General features: G+C 61.6%; 13 protein-coding genes and 5 pseudogenes. 11 read left to right on the forward strand and 7 right to left on the reverse strand.

The genetic code is table 11. The features are described from left to right. Positions 1-280 precede the first annotated feature (280 nt). Together YY7_RS0138115 and YY7_RS59025 are read left to right on the forward strand one after the other, a co-directional pair. Positions 281-1,915 carry an MFS transporter gene (locus YY7_RS0138115; RefSeq protein ID WP_028167764.1) on the forward strand — a complete coding sequence of 545 codons (1,635 nt, stop codon included), beginning with the start codon at positions 281-283 and terminating at the stop codon, positions 1,913-1,915. After that, a pseudogene (locus tag YY7_RS59025) lies at positions 1,908-2,354 on the forward strand (NADH-quinone oxidoreductase subunit D); the annotation flags it as partial. The gene YY7_RS0138115 and the pseudogene YY7_RS59025, both read left to right, overlap by 8 nt. An 11-nt stretch (positions 2,355-2,365) precedes the next feature. On the opposite strand, the pseudogene YY7_RS59030 reads toward YY7_RS59025, so the two are convergent. Next, positions 2,366-2,623 (reverse strand): annotated as a pseudogene (locus tag YY7_RS59030) (molybdopterin cofactor-binding domain-containing protein); the annotation flags it as partial. A gap of 292 nt (positions 2,624-2,915) precedes the next feature. On the opposite strand from YY7_RS59030, the pseudogene YY7_RS59040 reads away from it, so the two are divergent. Together YY7_RS59040 and YY7_RS63805 are read left to right on the forward strand one after the other, a co-directional pair. Next, positions 2,916-3,524: pseudogene (locus tag YY7_RS59040) on the forward strand (cell envelope biogenesis protein TolA). 75 nt (positions 3,525-3,599) lie between these two features. After that, a pseudogene (locus YY7_RS63805) lies at positions 3,600-3,815 on the forward strand (hypothetical protein); the annotation flags it as partial. A gap of 187 nt (positions 3,816-4,002) precedes the next feature. Here the strand turns inward: YY7_RS63805 and YY7_RS64840 are convergent. From YY7_RS64840 to YY7_RS0138160, 4 genes and pseudogenes are all read right to left on the reverse strand, one after another. Beyond that, positions 4,003-4,531 (reverse strand): annotated as a pseudogene (locus YY7_RS64840) (HD domain-containing protein); the annotation flags it as partial. An 87-nt stretch (positions 4,532-4,618) separates the two neighbouring features. After that, complete coding sequence (locus YY7_RS0138150; protein WP_028167769.1) at positions 4,619-6,085, reverse strand: catalase; 1,467 nt, start codon at positions 6,083-6,085, stop codon at positions 4,619-4,621. A gap of 306 nt (positions 6,086-6,391) precedes the next feature. Further along, on the reverse strand, positions 6,392-6,886 hold the full coding sequence (locus YY7_RS0138155) for a cupin domain-containing protein (protein ID WP_028167770.1): 495 nt from the start codon (positions 6,884-6,886) through the stop codon (positions 6,392-6,394). A gap of 37 nt (positions 6,887-6,923) precedes the next feature. Continuing rightward, positions 6,924-7,832, reverse strand: coding sequence for an SDR family NAD(P)-dependent oxidoreductase (locus tag YY7_RS0138160; protein ID WP_349642702.1), 909 nt, complete (start codon positions 7,830-7,832; stop codon positions 6,924-6,926). 133 nt (positions 7,833-7,965) lie between these two features. On the opposite strand from YY7_RS0138160, the gene YY7_RS0138165 reads away from it, so the two are divergent. The 3 genes from YY7_RS0138165 (at position 7,966) to YY7_RS0138175 (ending at position 10,780) form a co-directional block, all read left to right on the forward strand. Further along, the gene (locus YY7_RS0138165; RefSeq protein WP_210164729.1) at positions 7,966-9,126 is read left to right on the forward strand and encodes a Rieske 2Fe-2S domain-containing protein; all 1,161 of its coding nucleotides are present in this window, start codon (positions 7,966-7,968) and stop codon (positions 9,124-9,126) included. Positions 9,127-9,188: 62 nt separating this feature from the next. Next, positions 9,189-9,545: a Rieske (2Fe-2S) protein gene (locus tag YY7_RS54180; RefSeq protein WP_051397137.1), complete on the forward strand. Its 357-nt coding sequence runs from the start codon at positions 9,189-9,191 to the stop codon at positions 9,543-9,545. Then, a complete protein-coding gene (locus YY7_RS0138175; RefSeq protein WP_028167773.1) occupies positions 9,542-10,780 on the forward strand; it encodes an NAD(P)/FAD-dependent oxidoreductase in 1,239 nt (412 codons plus the stop codon). The genes YY7_RS54180 and YY7_RS0138175 overlap by 4 nt, the downstream gene beginning before the upstream one ends. Positions 10,781-10,790: 10 nt before the next feature. Here the strand turns inward: YY7_RS0138175 and YY7_RS57055 are convergent, their stop codons facing one another. Then, positions 10,791-11,384: a MarR family winged helix-turn-helix transcriptional regulator gene (locus tag YY7_RS57055; protein WP_051397138.1), complete on the reverse strand. Its 594-nt coding sequence runs from the start codon at positions 11,382-11,384 to the stop codon at positions 10,791-10,793. Positions 11,385-11,605: 221 nt separating this feature from the next. Here YY7_RS57055 and YY7_RS0138185 point away from each other — a divergent pair, with 221 nt between their 5' ends. Continuing rightward, complete coding sequence (locus tag YY7_RS0138185) at positions 11,606-12,790, forward strand: ABC transporter substrate-binding protein (RefSeq protein ID WP_028167774.1); 1,185 nt, start codon at positions 11,606-11,608, stop codon at positions 12,788-12,790. Positions 12,791-12,823: 33 nt separating this feature from the next. On the opposite strand, the gene YY7_RS0138190 is transcribed toward YY7_RS0138185, so the two are convergent. Then, entirely contained in the window at positions 12,824-13,804 is a 981-nt protein-coding gene (locus YY7_RS0138190; protein ID WP_028167775.1) for a LysR family transcriptional regulator, read from the reverse strand. 222 nt (positions 13,805-14,026) lie between these two features. Between YY7_RS0138190 and YY7_RS0138195 the strand changes: the two genes are divergently transcribed. The 3 genes from YY7_RS0138195 to YY7_RS0138205 form a co-directional block, all read left to right on the forward strand. Next, complete coding sequence (locus tag YY7_RS0138195; protein WP_051397139.1) at positions 14,027-15,259, forward strand: ABC transporter substrate-binding protein; 1,233 nt, start codon at positions 14,027-14,029, stop codon at positions 15,257-15,259. After that, entirely contained in the window at positions 15,235-15,963 is a 729-nt protein-coding gene (locus tag YY7_RS0138200) for a nitroreductase (RefSeq protein ID WP_245287558.1), read from the forward strand. Before YY7_RS0138195 ends, YY7_RS0138200 begins: the two co-directional genes overlap by 25 nt. A gap of 30 nt (positions 15,964-15,993) precedes the next feature. Beyond that, on the forward strand, positions 15,994-16,367 hold a 374-nt coding region (locus YY7_RS0138205; protein ID WP_028167778.1), incomplete at its 3' end, for a DUF4863 family protein.

A 16,367-nucleotide genomic window follows, 5' to 3' on the forward strand; every position in this document is an offset into this window, starting at 1 on the left:
GGCAAGTCAATTTAGGAGACGATCGATCGTGCGTTCCTCGGTCGAGCAGCCATTAGGTCGAGAGATGAGCGGCGCCGTTTACTCTTTACGCGATCTAACCACCAGTCGGCGTCTTGCCGAAGAAGTCTGACTATTCGGCTTTCTGCTGCCCGAGTCCGTCTCGTTGGACGTAAGCGTAGTCGTTTGCAGTCGCTGGCCGTGGTGGCGGCCGCGAGCGATGCTGCCGCTCACGTGAGGCACCGAGCACCGCCATACCTGAACTTGAAGGGAGCGGGTTACGATGGCAACGGATCAGCCTCCAGAGCGGATGACGAGTCCGCCGAGCACGTCGCCCTGGAACGCATTTCGCCACACGGCGTTCACCGTGGTTTGGATTGCCACTGTGGTCTCCAACGTCGGCACCTGGATGTACAATGCGGCATCAGGTTGGCTAATGACTAGCCTGAATGCCGATCCGCTGAGCGTATCACTGGTTCAAGTCGCAACCAGTCTTCCCATGTTTCTGTTTGCGCTTCCGGCTGGCGCGCTGGCGGACATCGTCGACAAGCGTCGCTTTCTGATCGTGACGGAAGTTGTGGTCACGTTGGTTGCGGCGGCGAGTGCCGTGCTGGTCTGGGTGGGCCTTATCAATCCGTTTATCCTGCTGCTGTTTACGTTCCTCCTCGGCGCAGGCGCAGCGTTCACCGCGCCAGCGTGGCAATCGGTGGTGCCCAGCCTTGTACCGAGGCGGGATCTGGCCGCGGCCGTGGCGAGTAACGGCGTTGGCGTCAACATCAGCCGGGCGATCGGACCTGCACTGGGCGGCGTAATCATCGGCGCATTGGGAATTGCCGCGCCGTTCTCGCTGAACGCGCTTAGCAATTTCGGCGTCATCGGAGCCCTGTGGTGGTGGAGGCCGTCAACTGCTGGCGGTCATGCACTTCCTGCCGAACGTTTGACAAGCGCTTTGGTGATCGGACTTCGCCATGCCCGGTATAATCCGCATCTGAGGGCAACACTGATCAGAGCTGCCAGCTTCTTCTTCTTTGCGAGCACCTACTGGGCGCTGCTTCCGCTTGTCGCGCGCAACCAGATCGCCGGGGGCCCGGAGCTTTACGGCGCATTACTGGGCGCGATCGGAGCAGGGGCGGTCGGCGGAGCCTTCGGCCTCCCGTGGCTAAAAGCGACCTTCGGGCCCGATCGGCTCGTCGCACTCGGCACTATTGGCACAGCGGTCAGCCTGATCCTGCTCGGCTTCGCTCGTCACTCCACGGTCGCGTTGGTTGCCTGCATCGTCGCTGGTGTTTCCTGGATCGCGGTTCTCGCGACCCTCAATGTCTCGGCGCAGGTGTCGCTGCCGGATTGGGTACGCGGCCGCGGGCTTGCCATGTTCGTGACCGTCTTTTTTGGGGCCATGACCGCAGGCGGCGCGATTTGGGGACAAGTTGCGTCGATGCTCAGCCCGCCAGCCGCTCACGTCATCGCGGCCGCCGGGGCCTTGATTGGCATTGGGTTAAGCTGGTCGTGGAAGCTGCAAAGCGGCGCAGAAATTGACCTGACGCCGTCCATGCATTGGCCTGTTCCGGTTCTGACAATCGACGCCGAGCCAGATCGAGGACCAGTGCTGGTGACGATCGAATACCACATAAATCCTAAACGGCGCGCTGCCTTTCTGGCAGCGATCCAGAGGCTTGGTCAGCAGCGTCGACGGGACGGCGCGTATGCCTGGGATATCTTTGAAGACGCCGCCCAGGAAGGACGCTTCATGGAAACATTCCTCGTCGCATCGTGGCTTGAGCATCTGCGACAGCACCAGCGCGTTACAAATGCGGACCGCGTCTTCCAAGACGCCGTCCGTCAATACGACGCCAAGGCCGAACCGAAGGTAACCCATTTCATTGCTGCAGCAATGGGTTCTGCGGTCTCAAATGGATGACCTGTCGCGCGCCCGATCTTCCACGATTTTGTCGGCGGCTCATGGCGTGCTGCATCTCGTGCTCGAACTGGATGGTGAGTGGTCTAGCGCCTGGATCCTCATATCGGACTACTGCATCGGTGCGCCGAGAAGCTCATCGAGGCGAAGACCTATTTGCACGCGATAACCTGTTTCGACGGGCTGACTATGTGGCGCCGCTGACGTAGGAGCACGCATTCTGCCTGGCGATCGAGAAGCTGATTGGCATAGAAGTGCCGCGGCGCGGCCAACTGCTAAGGGCTCTCTATCACGAGATCAGCCGCATCCTTTCGCATTTCTTGAACGTCACGACGCGGGGCATGGATGCGTGTGCCCTGACGCCGCCATTCGGGGGCTCGAAGAGCGCGAGAAGCTGATGGTGTTCTACGAGCGCGTCTCGGGCAGCCGGATGCACGCGAACTAGTACCGGCCGGGGGGCGTCCATCGAGACCTCCCTCCGAAGCTAATCATGACTGAGGAGCCGGCGATCCGATGCGCCCAGAGAACCGGCTTGCCGGCCGCGTCAGGTCCGGCCGACAGCCGATCGAAATAATACGGCCGATACATGTCGTGCTGGATGTCTTCCTCGCGGCTCCAGATCACCTTCACAGGGGCATCGACGTGCTTGGCGATCTTGACGGCCAGCACCGTGCCATCGGCCTCCAGCCTTCGTCCGAAGCCGCCGCCAATGGCGGGAGCCTCGAGCCCCTTCGCCTGACGCCAGAGGAGGAGGCCGCATGGATATGAAAGAAGCCTCGGCAATGACGGAGGCCTCGGGCTGATCAACGAGGACGGCGACGAGCTGACTTCGGACGCGCGCCGGCGATCAGTCCAGTCGCCGTCGCAGGATGCCGCGATGCGCTGGGCTGATCGCCTGCGCGAGTTGACCGTGAAGGCCCCGTTGCAATCGCTCTTTGCTGCCTTCCTGCTTGGGGTCTGGGTCGGGCGCCGGCGCTAGGAGATCCGCGAGCCTGCACGCCTCATAGTCAGGAAGCTCAAGACATTTCAGACCTCACTGGGCTTTTACGATCTCGCAATCGCGGCGCCCTCGATGAAGGCGGCGCTTGAAGCGTGGGGCGCCGGCAGCAATCTCTTCACTACGGCATCGCCAAGGAGACGGACGATCCGGACGTTATCGCTGCGACAATGTCCAAGTCGGGCGTGGTGCTCAAGCGCCCTGCCGGATCGAACGGGCGCTTCGCTGAGCACTCCGATCTCCCTTTGGACCTCGGATTCGCCGAGAACGGAACTCCGCGGCAAAGGGGCGGCCGAAGCGGGCGAAGCGAACCTCTCCGAACGTCAGCGAACGGGACGCCTGAAAGGCCGCCGCCGAATTCGAAAAGGAGCAGAAGCGCCGCGACGCAGAGCGCAAGAGGCCGCCAGGCAGAGAGACCGCGAACGGCGAGAAAAGGCAGCCGCGAAAGCCGAGGCGGCACTGGACAAGGCCGAGCGCGAGCATGCGAAGAAAGCCGCGGCTATTCAGGCTGAGGTCGATGCTCTCGAGGAGCGATCGCGGGCCGAGGACGACCGCTGGGAAAAGGACAGAGAACGGCTGCAAGCCGCCCTGCGGCGCGCGCGGGATGGCCGGTGAGCGGCCATTCGCTTCTCCGGAACGGAATTTGACCAGATCGCGTTGACCGTTCGATCTTCATGCGGAGAAACGTACATGAGACAGATTATGGCGGCGGCTTGCGCCCTGGCGATTTCGCTGGCATTCGCTCCCGCGGCGGACGCTAAGGGCTGCATCAAGGGTGCGATCGTCGGCGGTGTCGCCGGCCATATGGCAGGGCACGGCAAGCTAGGCGCCGTGGCAGGCTGTGTAGTCGGCCATCACGAGGCGAACAAGCAAAACCCGAACAATGCCAATGCTCAGCAGCAGGCGCCTTCGGGACATAAGGGAGTACGGCGGCGTTGGCGAAGCGCTAAAGTTCTCGGCAGAGAGCGTCAGGCGTCAGGCGGGCACTCCGGGCAGCTGTCCCCGCTCGAGTCCAGCACGTCTCGGATTTCTGCGACGGCTTCATCTGCGGAAATTAGTGGCCGGCCGATCCTGGCGGGCGATGTCGAAGGTTCTTGATGATGCGGTTGGCAAAATGGTCAATGATGTTTTCCTTGAAGTTTGCCTCGCGCGGATGATGGGCGCAGACATGGTCGCGTTGCTCATGGCTGAAGTCATGATAGCCAATGCCAAGCACATCCATCTCCACGCCTGCAGTCACCAGCGCGATCGTCGGACGCATATCTTCGGGGATGCCGGGCGTGGTGTGGAGCGCGATCGCGGTCCACACGTCCTCAACATGCGCTCCGCGACGCCGTAGTTCTTCATGAAATCGCGGGCCGTGTTGGCGCCATCAACCTTGAAGCGCAGATCGGGACTCGAATAGCGTTCCGTCAGCCCCATGTCGTGAAACATGGCGCCAAGATACAGAAGTTCGGGCCGTACTTCAGGCCGCGGCGCTCGTCGTTGAGCGCCCCCCAAAGAAGACGCGGCGGCTGTGGTTGGTTGTAAAGCAGGTCATCCTCGGTATCGCGGGCGAGCTGGGTGGCGGCGCGGGCGATAGCGCTGTCCGGCACCCGAATCCCGGCAATTATCTCGGACATGGAACAGTCTCCATCGTTGCGCAAACCTCCGGAGTGGTGTGAATCGCCAAGGGGCATGCGGTTGTGGTGGTTGGGAGCCGCCGCCGATTATTCTGCGGCGGCCTGTGCAGGCGTAAGTCCCAAGGCCCTTGCCACGCCTGCACCATAGGCCGGGTCGGCTTTCGTGCAGTTGGCAATCTGACGCTGCTTCACCTCGAGACGTGCGTCCCCCATCGCGCGGGCGGTGTTCTCAAAGAGAAGTTGTTGCTGCGCCGCTGTCATCTTGCGGAAGAGTATGCCCGGCTGCTCATAGTGATCGTCATCGAGGCGATGGTCCCAGTGCGCCGCGGCACCCGTCCAGTCGAGCGGCGGCTCGGCAAGCTGCGGGTCGCGATCGATCCAGGCCCCCCTGCTGTTGGGCCAGTAGCTCGGCGTGCCGCCGAGATTGCCGTCCGTGCGCATTGCGCCATCGCGGTGATAGCTGTGGAACGGGCACTTCGGCGCGTTGACCGGAATGAGGTGGTGATTGACTCCCAGCCTGTAACGCGCGGCGTCGCCGTACGAAAACAGCCGTGCCTGCAGCATCTTGTCGGGTGAGAAGCCGATCCCTGGCACGATGTTCGCCGGCGAGAAGGCGGCCTGCTCCACTTCGGCGAAATAGTTGTCGGGATAGCGGTTCAGCTCCATCACCCCGACTTCGACTAGCGGATAGTCTGCCTTCGGCCACACCTTCGTGAGATCGAAGGGATTGTGCTTGTGGGCCTTGGCCTGCTGGTCCGTCATCACCTGGATGAACAGCTTCCAGCGCGGGAAGTCACCGCGTTCGATGGCATTGAGCAGATCGCGTCCGTGCCTCTCGCGATCGTTTGCGACCAGAGCAGCCGCATCTTCGTCGCTGAGGTTTTCGATGCCTTGCTGGGTGCGGAAGTGGAATTTGACCCAGACCCGCTCGTTACTGGCATTGACCATCGAGAAAGTGTGGCTGCCGAAACCGTGCATGTGGCGGAAGCTCTTCGGAATTCCGCGATCGGACATCACGATCGTCACCTGGTGCAACGCCTCGGGAAGCAGCGACCAAAAATCCCAATTGTTGTCGGCTGAGCGCAGCCCGCTGCGCGGATCGCGCTTGATCGCGTGGTTCAGATCGGGGAATCGCAGCGGATCGCGGAAGAAGAAGACCGGCGTATTGTTGCCGACGATGTCCCAATTGCCTTCATCGGTGTAGAACTTGAGGGCGAAGCCGCGGATGTCGCGCTCCGCATCGGCGGCACCGCGCTCGCCGGCAACCGTCGAAAAGCGCGCAAACATCGGCGTCTGCTTGCCGATCTCCGAAAAGATCTTGGCTTTGGTGTAGCGGGTGATGTCGTGTGTGACCGTGAACGTGCCGTAGGCGCCCCAGCCCTTCGCGTGCATCCGCCGCTCCGGGATCACCTCGCGATCGAAGTGCGCCATCTTCTCGATCAGCCAGATATCCTGCAATAGCGCCGGCCCGCGCGGGCCCGCGGTCATGATGTTGAGATTGTCCGTCACCGGCGCGCCGGTCGCGTGTGTCATCGCAGGACGAGAATCGCTCATCGTTGGTTCCTATTCGTCAGGGCACTTTCCAAAGGCAACTCCATGCGTTGCCCGAGTTCAATTATGCGAACCGGTCACCCGGCACTTCAGTAACGGTTATCGGATTTCCGGTACAGTTTACCAGCAGCGACTTTTCAAGTTCGCACGATTGCATCGGCACCAGCGATTCACCGGCGATCGCATCGGATCGGCTGCTGACTGGGAGCTAAGTTTGCCGTGACTACGTGCAAGGCGGGCAGCCTGATGAGCGGCCGTTCCTCCAAGTGACCAGGCAACACGCTTCTTTTTCTGGTTGCTTTCATGCCGCTATCGGTCGAGGAGGGTCGTCAATTCCGCACCCTCGTCAGCGACGAAGACGGCGATCAGTTCGGCCGGCTCGGTGTTGCTTGCATTGGCGGAAACGAGGTGGGTCGCGCCTGGCGGCTCAAAGAACGACTGTCCGACCTCAAATGTCTCCAGCGGACCGCCCTTGAGCTGCGAGCGGACTTCGCCCTTTGTGATGTAGGCCGTCACCGAGCCACCATGGCGGTGCGGTGGAGTAAAGCCGCCCGGTCCGTAAGTGACGCGGACCACGGTCACGCGCTTGCCGGGTACATTCGGCAAGGCATGTGAACTGATCACCTCGACTTTGTTGAGCGATGAGCCAGAAGAGGCGCTCTCGGCGCATAACGGCGCCGGAATGCTTGATATCGCGTCCATCGCCAGCGGCAACGTTCTACCGATCGCCACCGCGCAGGCGAAACCCGCAAGGATCGCCAGCGACAGGTGGCGCCAGTCCCGCTCCGCGAGCGGCCTCATCATTCCCAGTGCAACGCTCATTGGCCTCTCCTGTTTGATCTCAAGGTTTGACGATCGGCTTGAATATCGAAAGCGGAGCGGGATCCCGGCTTGGCGGCGGCGGGATTCTTCCGTCGACATCAGTAAAGCCGTATTCAGTCGCCAGTTCGGAGGCGAGTAGGACCTGTCCGGTTTTGGCGATCACATCAGGATCAGCGGCCAACGCCGCGATCGCGCGCCCGACGAAGACCGGTGTCTCGCCCCTCTCGGCAATGAGCTTCGCAAGTGCCGCCGGCACACGATCGGGTTGGGCCGCAAGCTTCTCGCTCTTGATGAATCCAGGCCAAATCGAGACTGCGGAAATGCCGAATGGCTTGAGTTCATGCGCCATGTCTCGGGCCATGCGGTCGACGCCCGCCTTCTGTACACCGAACGGGACGTTGAACGTGTAGCGGACGCCGCCGCCGGACGACGTATTGACGATCAGGCCCTTTTTTTGCGGAAGCATCAGCGGCACAGCGAACTGGCTGCAGACAAAATGTGAGCGGAGGCCGACGCGATGCAGGGTGTCCCACAGCGAGGTTGGAACCTGCCAGAAGGGAACGTTGACCGGCATGACGTCCGGCGCTGCAAACACGTTGTTCACGAGTACATCGAGCCTGCCGTGGTTGCGCCGGAGCAGGTTAAAGACCTCCCTGACCGAACCGTCGTCCGAATGATCGCATAGGAGGCCGATGCCCTTGCCTCCGGCTTCGTCGATTGCCGAGATGGTCTCCTCGAGAGAGCCCGGCCATTCCGACCCGCCACTGCTGCGCGTGCGCGCAGTGACGATCACCGTCGCCCCAGCCTCGGCCAATCCGATCGCCACTCCCTTTCCGACTCCGCGGCTTCCGCCCGTTACCAGCGCAACACGATCCCTCAGGGGTCCCTCGGCCATATCATACCCACATTGCTTCCCAGGAAGATTCATTGACAGAGTAATCTTCCGAGGAAGATAATAAGCGGGATTAATCAGACACGTCAATCAGGGATGTCTCGCTATGGTCACGAGGGAAGAAAATGAGTTGTTGTGCCGCGTCACGCGTGATGCGCCGATGGGAAGAATGCTGCGTCAGCATTATTGGCTGCCGGCCGTCCTCTCGGTGCGGGTGCGCAGGGGCGAAGCGCCAGTGCGCGTCAAGCTGTTCGGCCGCAACTTCGTGGCGTTCAGAGGGACGGATGGGACCGTCGGCTTCCTCGACGAAGCCTGCCCGCACAGAGGTGCCTCCCTTGCGCTCGCACGTGTCGGTGAATGCTCTCTGACCTGTCTGTTCCACGGCTGGAAGATCAGTGCCAGCGGGGAGGTGCTCGATGTTCCCAACGAGCCCAATAACCCGAGGGAATTTGCAAAGACCGTCAAGGTGAAATCCTATCCGACGCGGGAAGGAGCTGGGCTGATCTGGGTCTGGCTCGGCGAGGGAACGGCGCCCCCCGCACCGGATTTCGAATGGATGGATTTGCCACCGGATCAGGTCTACGCGGCCGGCATTGAGCTCAATGCAAATTGGCTGCAGGGCGTCGAGGCAACCATCGACTCCTCGCATGTCGCTTTGCTGCACCAGAGCTGGACCGCGAGCTCGGCGACGGATTTTGCGGCGACGCGGGTCAATACGGAAGTCAGCTACCAGTTCGAGAAGAAGCCGTACGGCTTTCGTGCCGCGGCGCTTCGATCCGCGCCCGATGGCTCATGCCTCGCCCGCGTCACCGAGTTTGTGATGCCCTATTACGGATTGATTGCGCCGATCTATTCTGGCCCGCAGCAGGATCGTACCGCAATCATCGCAGTGCCGATCGACGATGAAAACCTGATCCAGTGGTACATCTACTATAATCCCGAGAAACCGGTGGACTCCTGGCGCAAGGTGCAGCGTGCCAATCAGTGGCCGATGGCGGGCGGCCTCCCGGGCAATCAGGCCAACAATTGGGGGCAGAATCGCCAGATCATGGATGCCGGCAACAGCACCGGCTTCCACGAGATCGTCATCGAGGATTTCGTGGTGATGGTCAGCATGGGCCCGATCGTCGACCGTTCGCAGGAATATCTCTGTTCGGCGGACCAGGCGATTGTGCGGGTACGTCGCCAATTGCTTGAGGAAGTGCACGGCTTCATGGACGGCAAGCCGCCGAAGAGCGCCCAGAGCGACAGCATGTCCTACAAGGATATCCGCGCGGTCGGCGGCCGGCTGGCGTCCGCCTCGGAGGACTGGCGACAGATCCCTCGCTGACTGCATCGGACGCGCCGCGCGGATCGCCAGTCGTTTATTGCCGCCTCAGGAGACCCCATGCCATGACCTGGAAACATATATGCGCCGCCACCGAGCTGCCCGAAGGAGAGCCTGTCGGCTTCAAGATCGGCGACCAGCGCATCGCTCTCTACAAGATCGACGACGAGATCTTCGCAACGGATGATGTCTGCTCGCATGCGTTCGCCCTGCTTTCCACCGGCTTTCTCGAGGGGCATCTCGTCGAATGCCCGCTGCATGGTGCGATGTTCGACGTACGCGACGGCAGGTGCCGCTCAGGCGCCTACAAGGATGTCAGAGCATTCAAGGTCGAGATCCGCGATCGCGAAGTCTATGTGCATCTCGACGGCGGACCTGCAAGTGAAGATGTCCGCGACAACGTGACGGACGCCACACCGTGAGCGGGCTTGTCGTCATCGGCGCATCCTATGCCGGTGTTCAGGTGGCACTCAGCGCCCGTGATGCCGGCTATGCCGAACCGGTGACCGTCGTCGGCGAGGAGAAATCGCTCCCGTATCAACGACCACCGCTGTCAAAGGATTTTTTGCTCAACGAAGTTCGCGAGCCGCAGCTGATTCTGCGGGATGATGCGTTCTTCAAGAGCAACCGGATCGACCTCGTTCTGGGACAACGGGCCGTGGAGATTGACCGGCAAGCGAAACAGGTCGCGCTGGCGGGCGGCGCCCGGCTGGACTTCGACAGTCTCGTGATCGCCACCGGATCGCGTGCTCGGCGCATATTGGTCCCCGGCGCCGAACTCGATGGGATTTGCTATCTTCGATCCCTCACTGATGCCTGCGATCTCAAGGGGCGACTGGAGCAGGCGAACGAGATCGTCGTCGTCGGGGGCGGGTTCATTGGACTTGAGGTTGCTGCCTCGGCGGCAAAGCTTGGCAACAAGGTCACGGTGATCGAGGCCGCCTCCCGGCTGCTTGAACGTGCCGTATCGACGATTGTCTCGCGTTTCCTGCTCGATGCCCATGCACGGGCGGGCGTCGATGTGAGGCTGGGTGAGACCGTGGTTGCGATGACCGGGCATGATGGGAGGATCGCCGAGGTCGTTCTCGGCAGCGGCACTCGTCTGCGTGCCGATCTCGTCGTGGTGGGCATTGGCGTAATCGCCAATGATGAACTCGCAAGTACCGCCGGGCTGAAATGCTGCAATGGAATCGTCGTGAATGAGCACGGCAGCACGGAAGTTCCCGGCATTTACGCTGCGGGCGACTGCGCAAATCATTACAACCGGTTCGCAGATGAGTGGATCAGGATGGAATCGGTCCAGCACGCCCAGGACCAGGGCAGGGTGGCAGGGCTTGCTATTGCGGGAAGCCACGAGCGGTACGACAGTGTCCCGCGGTTCTGGTCGGATCAGTACGATCTCAAACTACAGATCGTCGGGCTCTCTGGACGCAGCGACCAGGTCGTGACCCGTGGCTCCGTCGAGGATGGCAGGTTCTCCGTGTTCCATTACAGGCAGGGAAGATTGGTCGCGGCCGACAGCATCAACAGACCCGGCGACCAGATGGTAGCACGGCGCCTCATTGCCGCAGGCATTTCTCCGGCGCCGGAGCAGGCCGGAGACTGCTCGCTCGACATCAAATCACTGCTGAAGGCGGACGAGAAAACCGTCGCCTGATCTCGCGTCCCTAGCCGGTCGCAGCGAGGCGGCCAATCTTCTTCGTCGCCTTCACGGTCTTCACCGCCAAAAGTTTGCGCAGGCACCGGTCAAGCATCCCGATCTCGGCCTTGTTTAGCCCGCTCGCGTCGATCACGCTCTCCACAACTTTCGCGATCTCGGTAATGCCGCGGTCAGCGGTCGCAAGGCCCTTCGAGGTGAGCCGGACCAGCTCGGAGCGGCCATCATCGTTCGCCGAAACGCGGAGGATGAACCCTCCTTCCTGGAGCCGCGCCACCCGCTTGCTCATGGCGCCCGAGGTGACGAGCAGAGCGCGGAACAGGTCGGTCGGGCGCAACTCGTATGGTCTTCCCGAGCGTCTGAGCGCCAGCAGGACGTAGAGCTCGCCGGTCTGCAGGCCAACCGCTTTTGATATGCCCAGCAGCCGCTTTTCGTGAAGCTGGTTGACGCGCTCCAGCCGCAGCAGCGTTAATGCGGCGGTCAGGTCGAGATCGGGGCGCTGTTCAAGCCAGGCGGCCTCGATGTCGTCGTAAAGGCTGCTATCGTGCTTTGGCGCCCGTTTGGTGATTGGCTCCACACCGCGCGACACGGTCTTTTTCGTCATTCCTTTCTACCCTCGCTAGTCTGCGCCAGCGGCACCGGCACCACGTCTTGGTGCAATCTAGCACTCTCCAATTCAGGTGTCGCGGCGCAAGTTCCTAGTATTGGTCCAAGGTCCTGCCCGGGGAATGCGGCGGCGACGCGACCTCTCGCTCCGGTGTTGACAAATATCTTCCTAGGAAGAATATTCCGAGTAAGAAACATTATCTATATTGGGGAGGTCGCATGCGTGGGCTTGGCGCAATACTCTTTCTCGCGGTTTCACTGGCCACGTTATGCGCCGCCGAGGCGGCCGAGCGCGAGCTGATCCTCGGGCAGACAATGCCCTATAGCGGTCCGGCGTCGGCGCTGAGCGCGGTCGGCAAGGTCCAGATCCGCTATTTCCAGATGATCAACGAACGCGGCGGAATCAACGGCCGCAAGATCAAGCTGATCTCGCTCGACGATAGCTACAGCCCGCCAAAGGCCGTGGAACAGACGCGCAGGCTGGTCGAGAACGATGAGGCCGTTGCGATCTTCGGCAGCATGGGAACCGCGCAGAACGCGGCGGTCCAGAAATATCTCAACGGCCGGAAGGTGCCGCAGCTCTTCGTCTTCGCCGCCACCGACCGCTTTGCCGACCCGAAGACCAGTCCATATACCATCTCGGGAATGACCCTGTTCAGCACCGAAGCGGCGATTTACGCGCGACTCGTTTCCGAGACCATTCCGCGGGCCCACGTTGCGGTGCTCTACCAGAACGATGATTATGGACGCGAATACCTTCGCAGCTTCAAGGCCGAATTGGCGCGCCTCGATCCGCAGGCCGAGATCGTTGCTACCGCGCCTTACGAGGTGACGTCGCCGACCGTTGATTCACAGGTCGTGTCGCTGGCCAGCAGCAATGCCAACGTCTTCCTGAATGCGTCGACCGGCAAATTCACCTCGCAGGCGATACGCAAGGCGAGCCAGCTTGGATGGCGCGCCCAGCAGTTACTGCCGATCGGAAGCAACTTCGTGGCGACGATCCTCAAGCCGGCAGGGCTCGAAAACGCGAAGGGTGCGATTTCGGCCACGCCGACCAAGACCGTGGGCGATCCCGAATGGGCCAACGACCCCGCCTACCTGGAGTGGCTGGCTTTCATGAAGAAATACTACCCCGAAGGAGACATTGAGGATCAGCTCAACTTCACCGGATGGAACGTCGCCGTTCTCATGACCAAGGTGATCAAAGCATGTGGCGATGACCTTACGCCACAAAACATCATGAAGCATGCCACGTCCCTGAAGAACGTAACGCTACCAGGCCTGATTCCAGGCATCACCGTCAACACGAGCCCAGATGACTATCGCCTGATCAAGTCGCTCCGGCCACAACGCTTCGACGGCGAGCGCTGGGTGCCGCTTTCCGGCACCATGGCAGCCAAATAAATGGGCGCGAACGGGCGCCGACGCGCCATGCCGTCAGCTCGCGCCGCGCCTGAGCTCTTCGGTCGCCCGGCGCAGGACCTCGTGAAGCCACTCGTGCGATGGTTCGGCCTCGACACGTTCGTGCCACAGCATCCGAACCTCCACCGGCGTCGTGGTGTAAGGGAGCTCGCAGGTCTTGATGGCATAGTTTTGCTCGAGCACTCTCGCCAACGGGCGCGGGACGATGGCAGCTAGTTCGGAATCGGCCAGCAGGGCGGGCAGGGCGAGAAAATGCGGCAAGGAGACCGCGATTCGCGGCGGGCGGTCGCTTTCGGCGAGCGCCCGCTCGAGCGCGGCGCGGTCGTACATTTCCGAGCGTCTGGCGAGACCTCGCTCGGAGATGAAACCGCCGATCGCGCCCTCCTGCTCGCCGCCAAAGGAGACGACGACCAGCGGCAGGCGTGCCAGCTTCGCATTGTCCAGCCGGCCGAGCTCGCGCTTTCCGCCAACGATCAGCACATCGTCATATTCGAACAGCAGGGCCGAGCGGAAGCGGCCCGGGGGGACCGAGAAGACACCGATGGCGACGTCGATGCGGCCAAGGTCGATTTGCTCGGCAAGGTCGATCCGCGTCACCGGCTTGATCATCAGGTCGATCGTGGGCGCCTCGCAGCCAAGGATCTTCAGGAGCGGAGACGACAGCACCATCGTGGTGAAATCGTTGGCGGCCAGCGTGAACTGCTTGGTGGAGCAGGCCGGCACGAAGGTCGCTAGTTCGACCGCGGCCTCCAGCGCTCGCATGGCCTCGTGAACCTGGGGCGCCATCGTCAGCGCGCGCGCCGTCGGCTGCATGCCTGTCGCTGTGCGCACGAACAGGTCGTCGTCCAGGATTTCGCGGAGCCGCGCGAGCGAGTGGCTCACGGCGGACTGGCTGAGTCCAACCTTCTGGCTGGCCCGCAGCACGCTGCGTTCCTCCATGACGGCATCGAAGACCTTGAGCAGGTTCAGATCCAATGTGTTGAACGAAACAGACACGGGATCTCCTCCGGTCACTGACGGATCGGCTCGATAAGTTGCTGCCGCCCCGTCCAATTAAGGTCAGGCGCACCGCGGATGCAACCGAGTGGATGCCGAAGAACGTGCTGTATCGCTATCTTCGCTCTGATCTGAAGACGGTTCAGGATGACTCTGCAAAAGTTTCACTTCCGTATCACTGCCGTTTGGGCATGATTGCGTTGGTCGGCTTGGAGCAGAGGCATGATAACATCATTGGCAAAGCCGGTCCGAGGTAATCAGCGCAAATCGCTCGGATTGGCGCTGACGCTGTTGGCGGTGGTGATGCCGGCGATTGCACAGGACGGCCCCATCAAGCTCGGCGTCCTGTCCGACATGTCCTCGCTCTACGCGGACAATGGTGGCCAGGGTTCGGTCGTCGCGGCACAGATGGCGGTGGATGACTTCAACGGAAAGCTGCTCGGACGGCCCATCCAGATTGTTGCGGGAGATCACCAGAACAAGGCTGACGTCGGCTCGGCGATAGCCAGGCGGTGGCTGGAGAATGAAAATGTCGACGCTATCCTCGACGTGCCGAATTCCGCCGTCGCTCTGGCCGTGCAGGGCATCACGCGAGACAGGAAGAAGCTCTTCCTTGCCACCGGCGCCGCCACCTCTCGCCTTACCGGCGACGAATGCTCATTGACCGGAATCCATTGGACATACGATACCTACGCGCTGTCGCAGGGTGCGACCAAGGCAATCTCACGTCTCGGCGCAAAAACCTGGTTTTTCCTTTCAGCCGACTACTCCCTCGGCTCGCAACTCGAGGCCGACAGCCGCAAGGTCATCGACGCCACCGGTGGCAAGGTCGTCGGCACCGTGAAGCATCCGATCAATACACCAGATTTCTCCTCGTTCCTGCTGCAGGCCCAATCCTCGAAGGCGGACGTGATCGCGCTCGCCGATGCGGGCGGCGATTTCATCAACGCGGTCAAACAGGCCGGCGAGTTCGGAGTTGCGCGCGGGCAGAAGCTTGCCGGCCTGATCGTCTTCATTGCCGACATTCACAGCCTCGGACTGCAGAGCGCCCAAGGCCTGATGCTCAGTTCGGCGTTCTATTGGGACCTCAACGACGAGACCCGCGCGTGGTCGAAGCGCTTCATCGAAAGGACCCAAAAGGTTCCTACCATGATCCATGCGGGCACCTATGGCGCGGTCATGCACTACCTCAAGGCGGTTGAAGCGGCGGGTACTCTGGATGGCCCGACTGTTGCGGCCAAGATGCGTGAAATGCCCGTGAACGATTTCATGACGAAGAACGGCCGCATCCGGGAGGACGGCCGGCTGGTGCGCGATATGTATCTGTTCCGTGTCAAGTCTCCGGAGGAGTCCAAGTATAGGTTCGATTACTACAAGCTGCTCGCGACAATCCCTGGGGAAGAAGCCTTCAAACCGATGGAGGAAGGAGGATGTCCGCTCTCGAAGAAGCCGTGATCGGCGACGGTGCGGCGAGCAGCGTCGCGCAGAATCGGATCGACGAGATCATCGCCGGCCGCTTCGCGTGCCGTGAATTCGCCGATGTTCCGATCCCGCGACGGACCATCGAGCAGATCCTCCGCATCGCGCGGTTCGCACCGAGCGGGGCGAATATCCAGCCGTGGTACGTCTACGTGCTCGCCGGCGCAGCCAAGGACCGCGTATCGGCGGCGTTGCTGGAGGCGAACGAGACGTGCCGCGACGAGCACGTGTCCGAGTACAAGTATTACGCCAGCGACTTGCCTGAGCCATACCTCAATCGCCGCCAGCAGTTCGGACGACTGTTCTACGGCTCGCTCGGGATTGCTCAAGCCGATGTCGAAGCCCGGAGGAGGCAAACCGCAAAGAACTATGCATTCTTCGGCGCGCCGGTGGGATTGATCGTGACCATCGACCGGCGGCTGGAAGTCGGAAGCTGGCTCGACCTCGGAATGTTCATTCAGAACGTGCTGCTGGCCGCGGCCGGGCGTGGGCTTCAGTCCTGTCCGCAGGAGACGTTCTCTAGATATCACCGGATCCTGCGCCCACTGCTGTCGATCCCGCCGGAGCAGATCGTGGTGTGCGGCATCTCGATCGGGAACGCCAAGGTTGCGATGACCGAGAGATTGATGCCGCGGGCGGACGTCGATGAGTTCGCCTCGTTCGCGGGTTTCGAAACATAGAGCCCAATCGAGAAGAGTAAGGAGACGACTATGGGAAGCCGAGAAGAACTGATTCAGCGCAGCATTCCGTTCCTCCGGGAAGTCAAGGATATGACGCCTGGCGCCGAGATGGAGCGTTGGCTCAACGAGAAATATGGAGAGGAGAGCGCGCTCTATCAGGACTTGGCTCGCTTGATCAAGATCGGGGTCGAAGAAGGCTGGGCAGCGAACCAGGAGGTGGACGGTCCGAACTACCGGCGGAGCCGCATCCTCGAACCAATGCCCGAAACGTTTCAGTTCAGCATCACGGCCGTCTACATGAACAGCGCCGATCCGCGCCGTTTCAAGGACGAGGACGAGCATGACGTGTTGCGCGGGCAGTATCACGGCCATCCCTATGGCGAGCTCAATCTTGTGGTGCCCTT

This window comes from Bradyrhizobium elkanii WSM2783, from assembly GCF_000472865.1.
Classification (GTDB): Bacteria; Pseudomonadota; Alphaproteobacteria; order Rhizobiales; family Xanthobacteraceae; genus Bradyrhizobium; species Bradyrhizobium elkanii_A.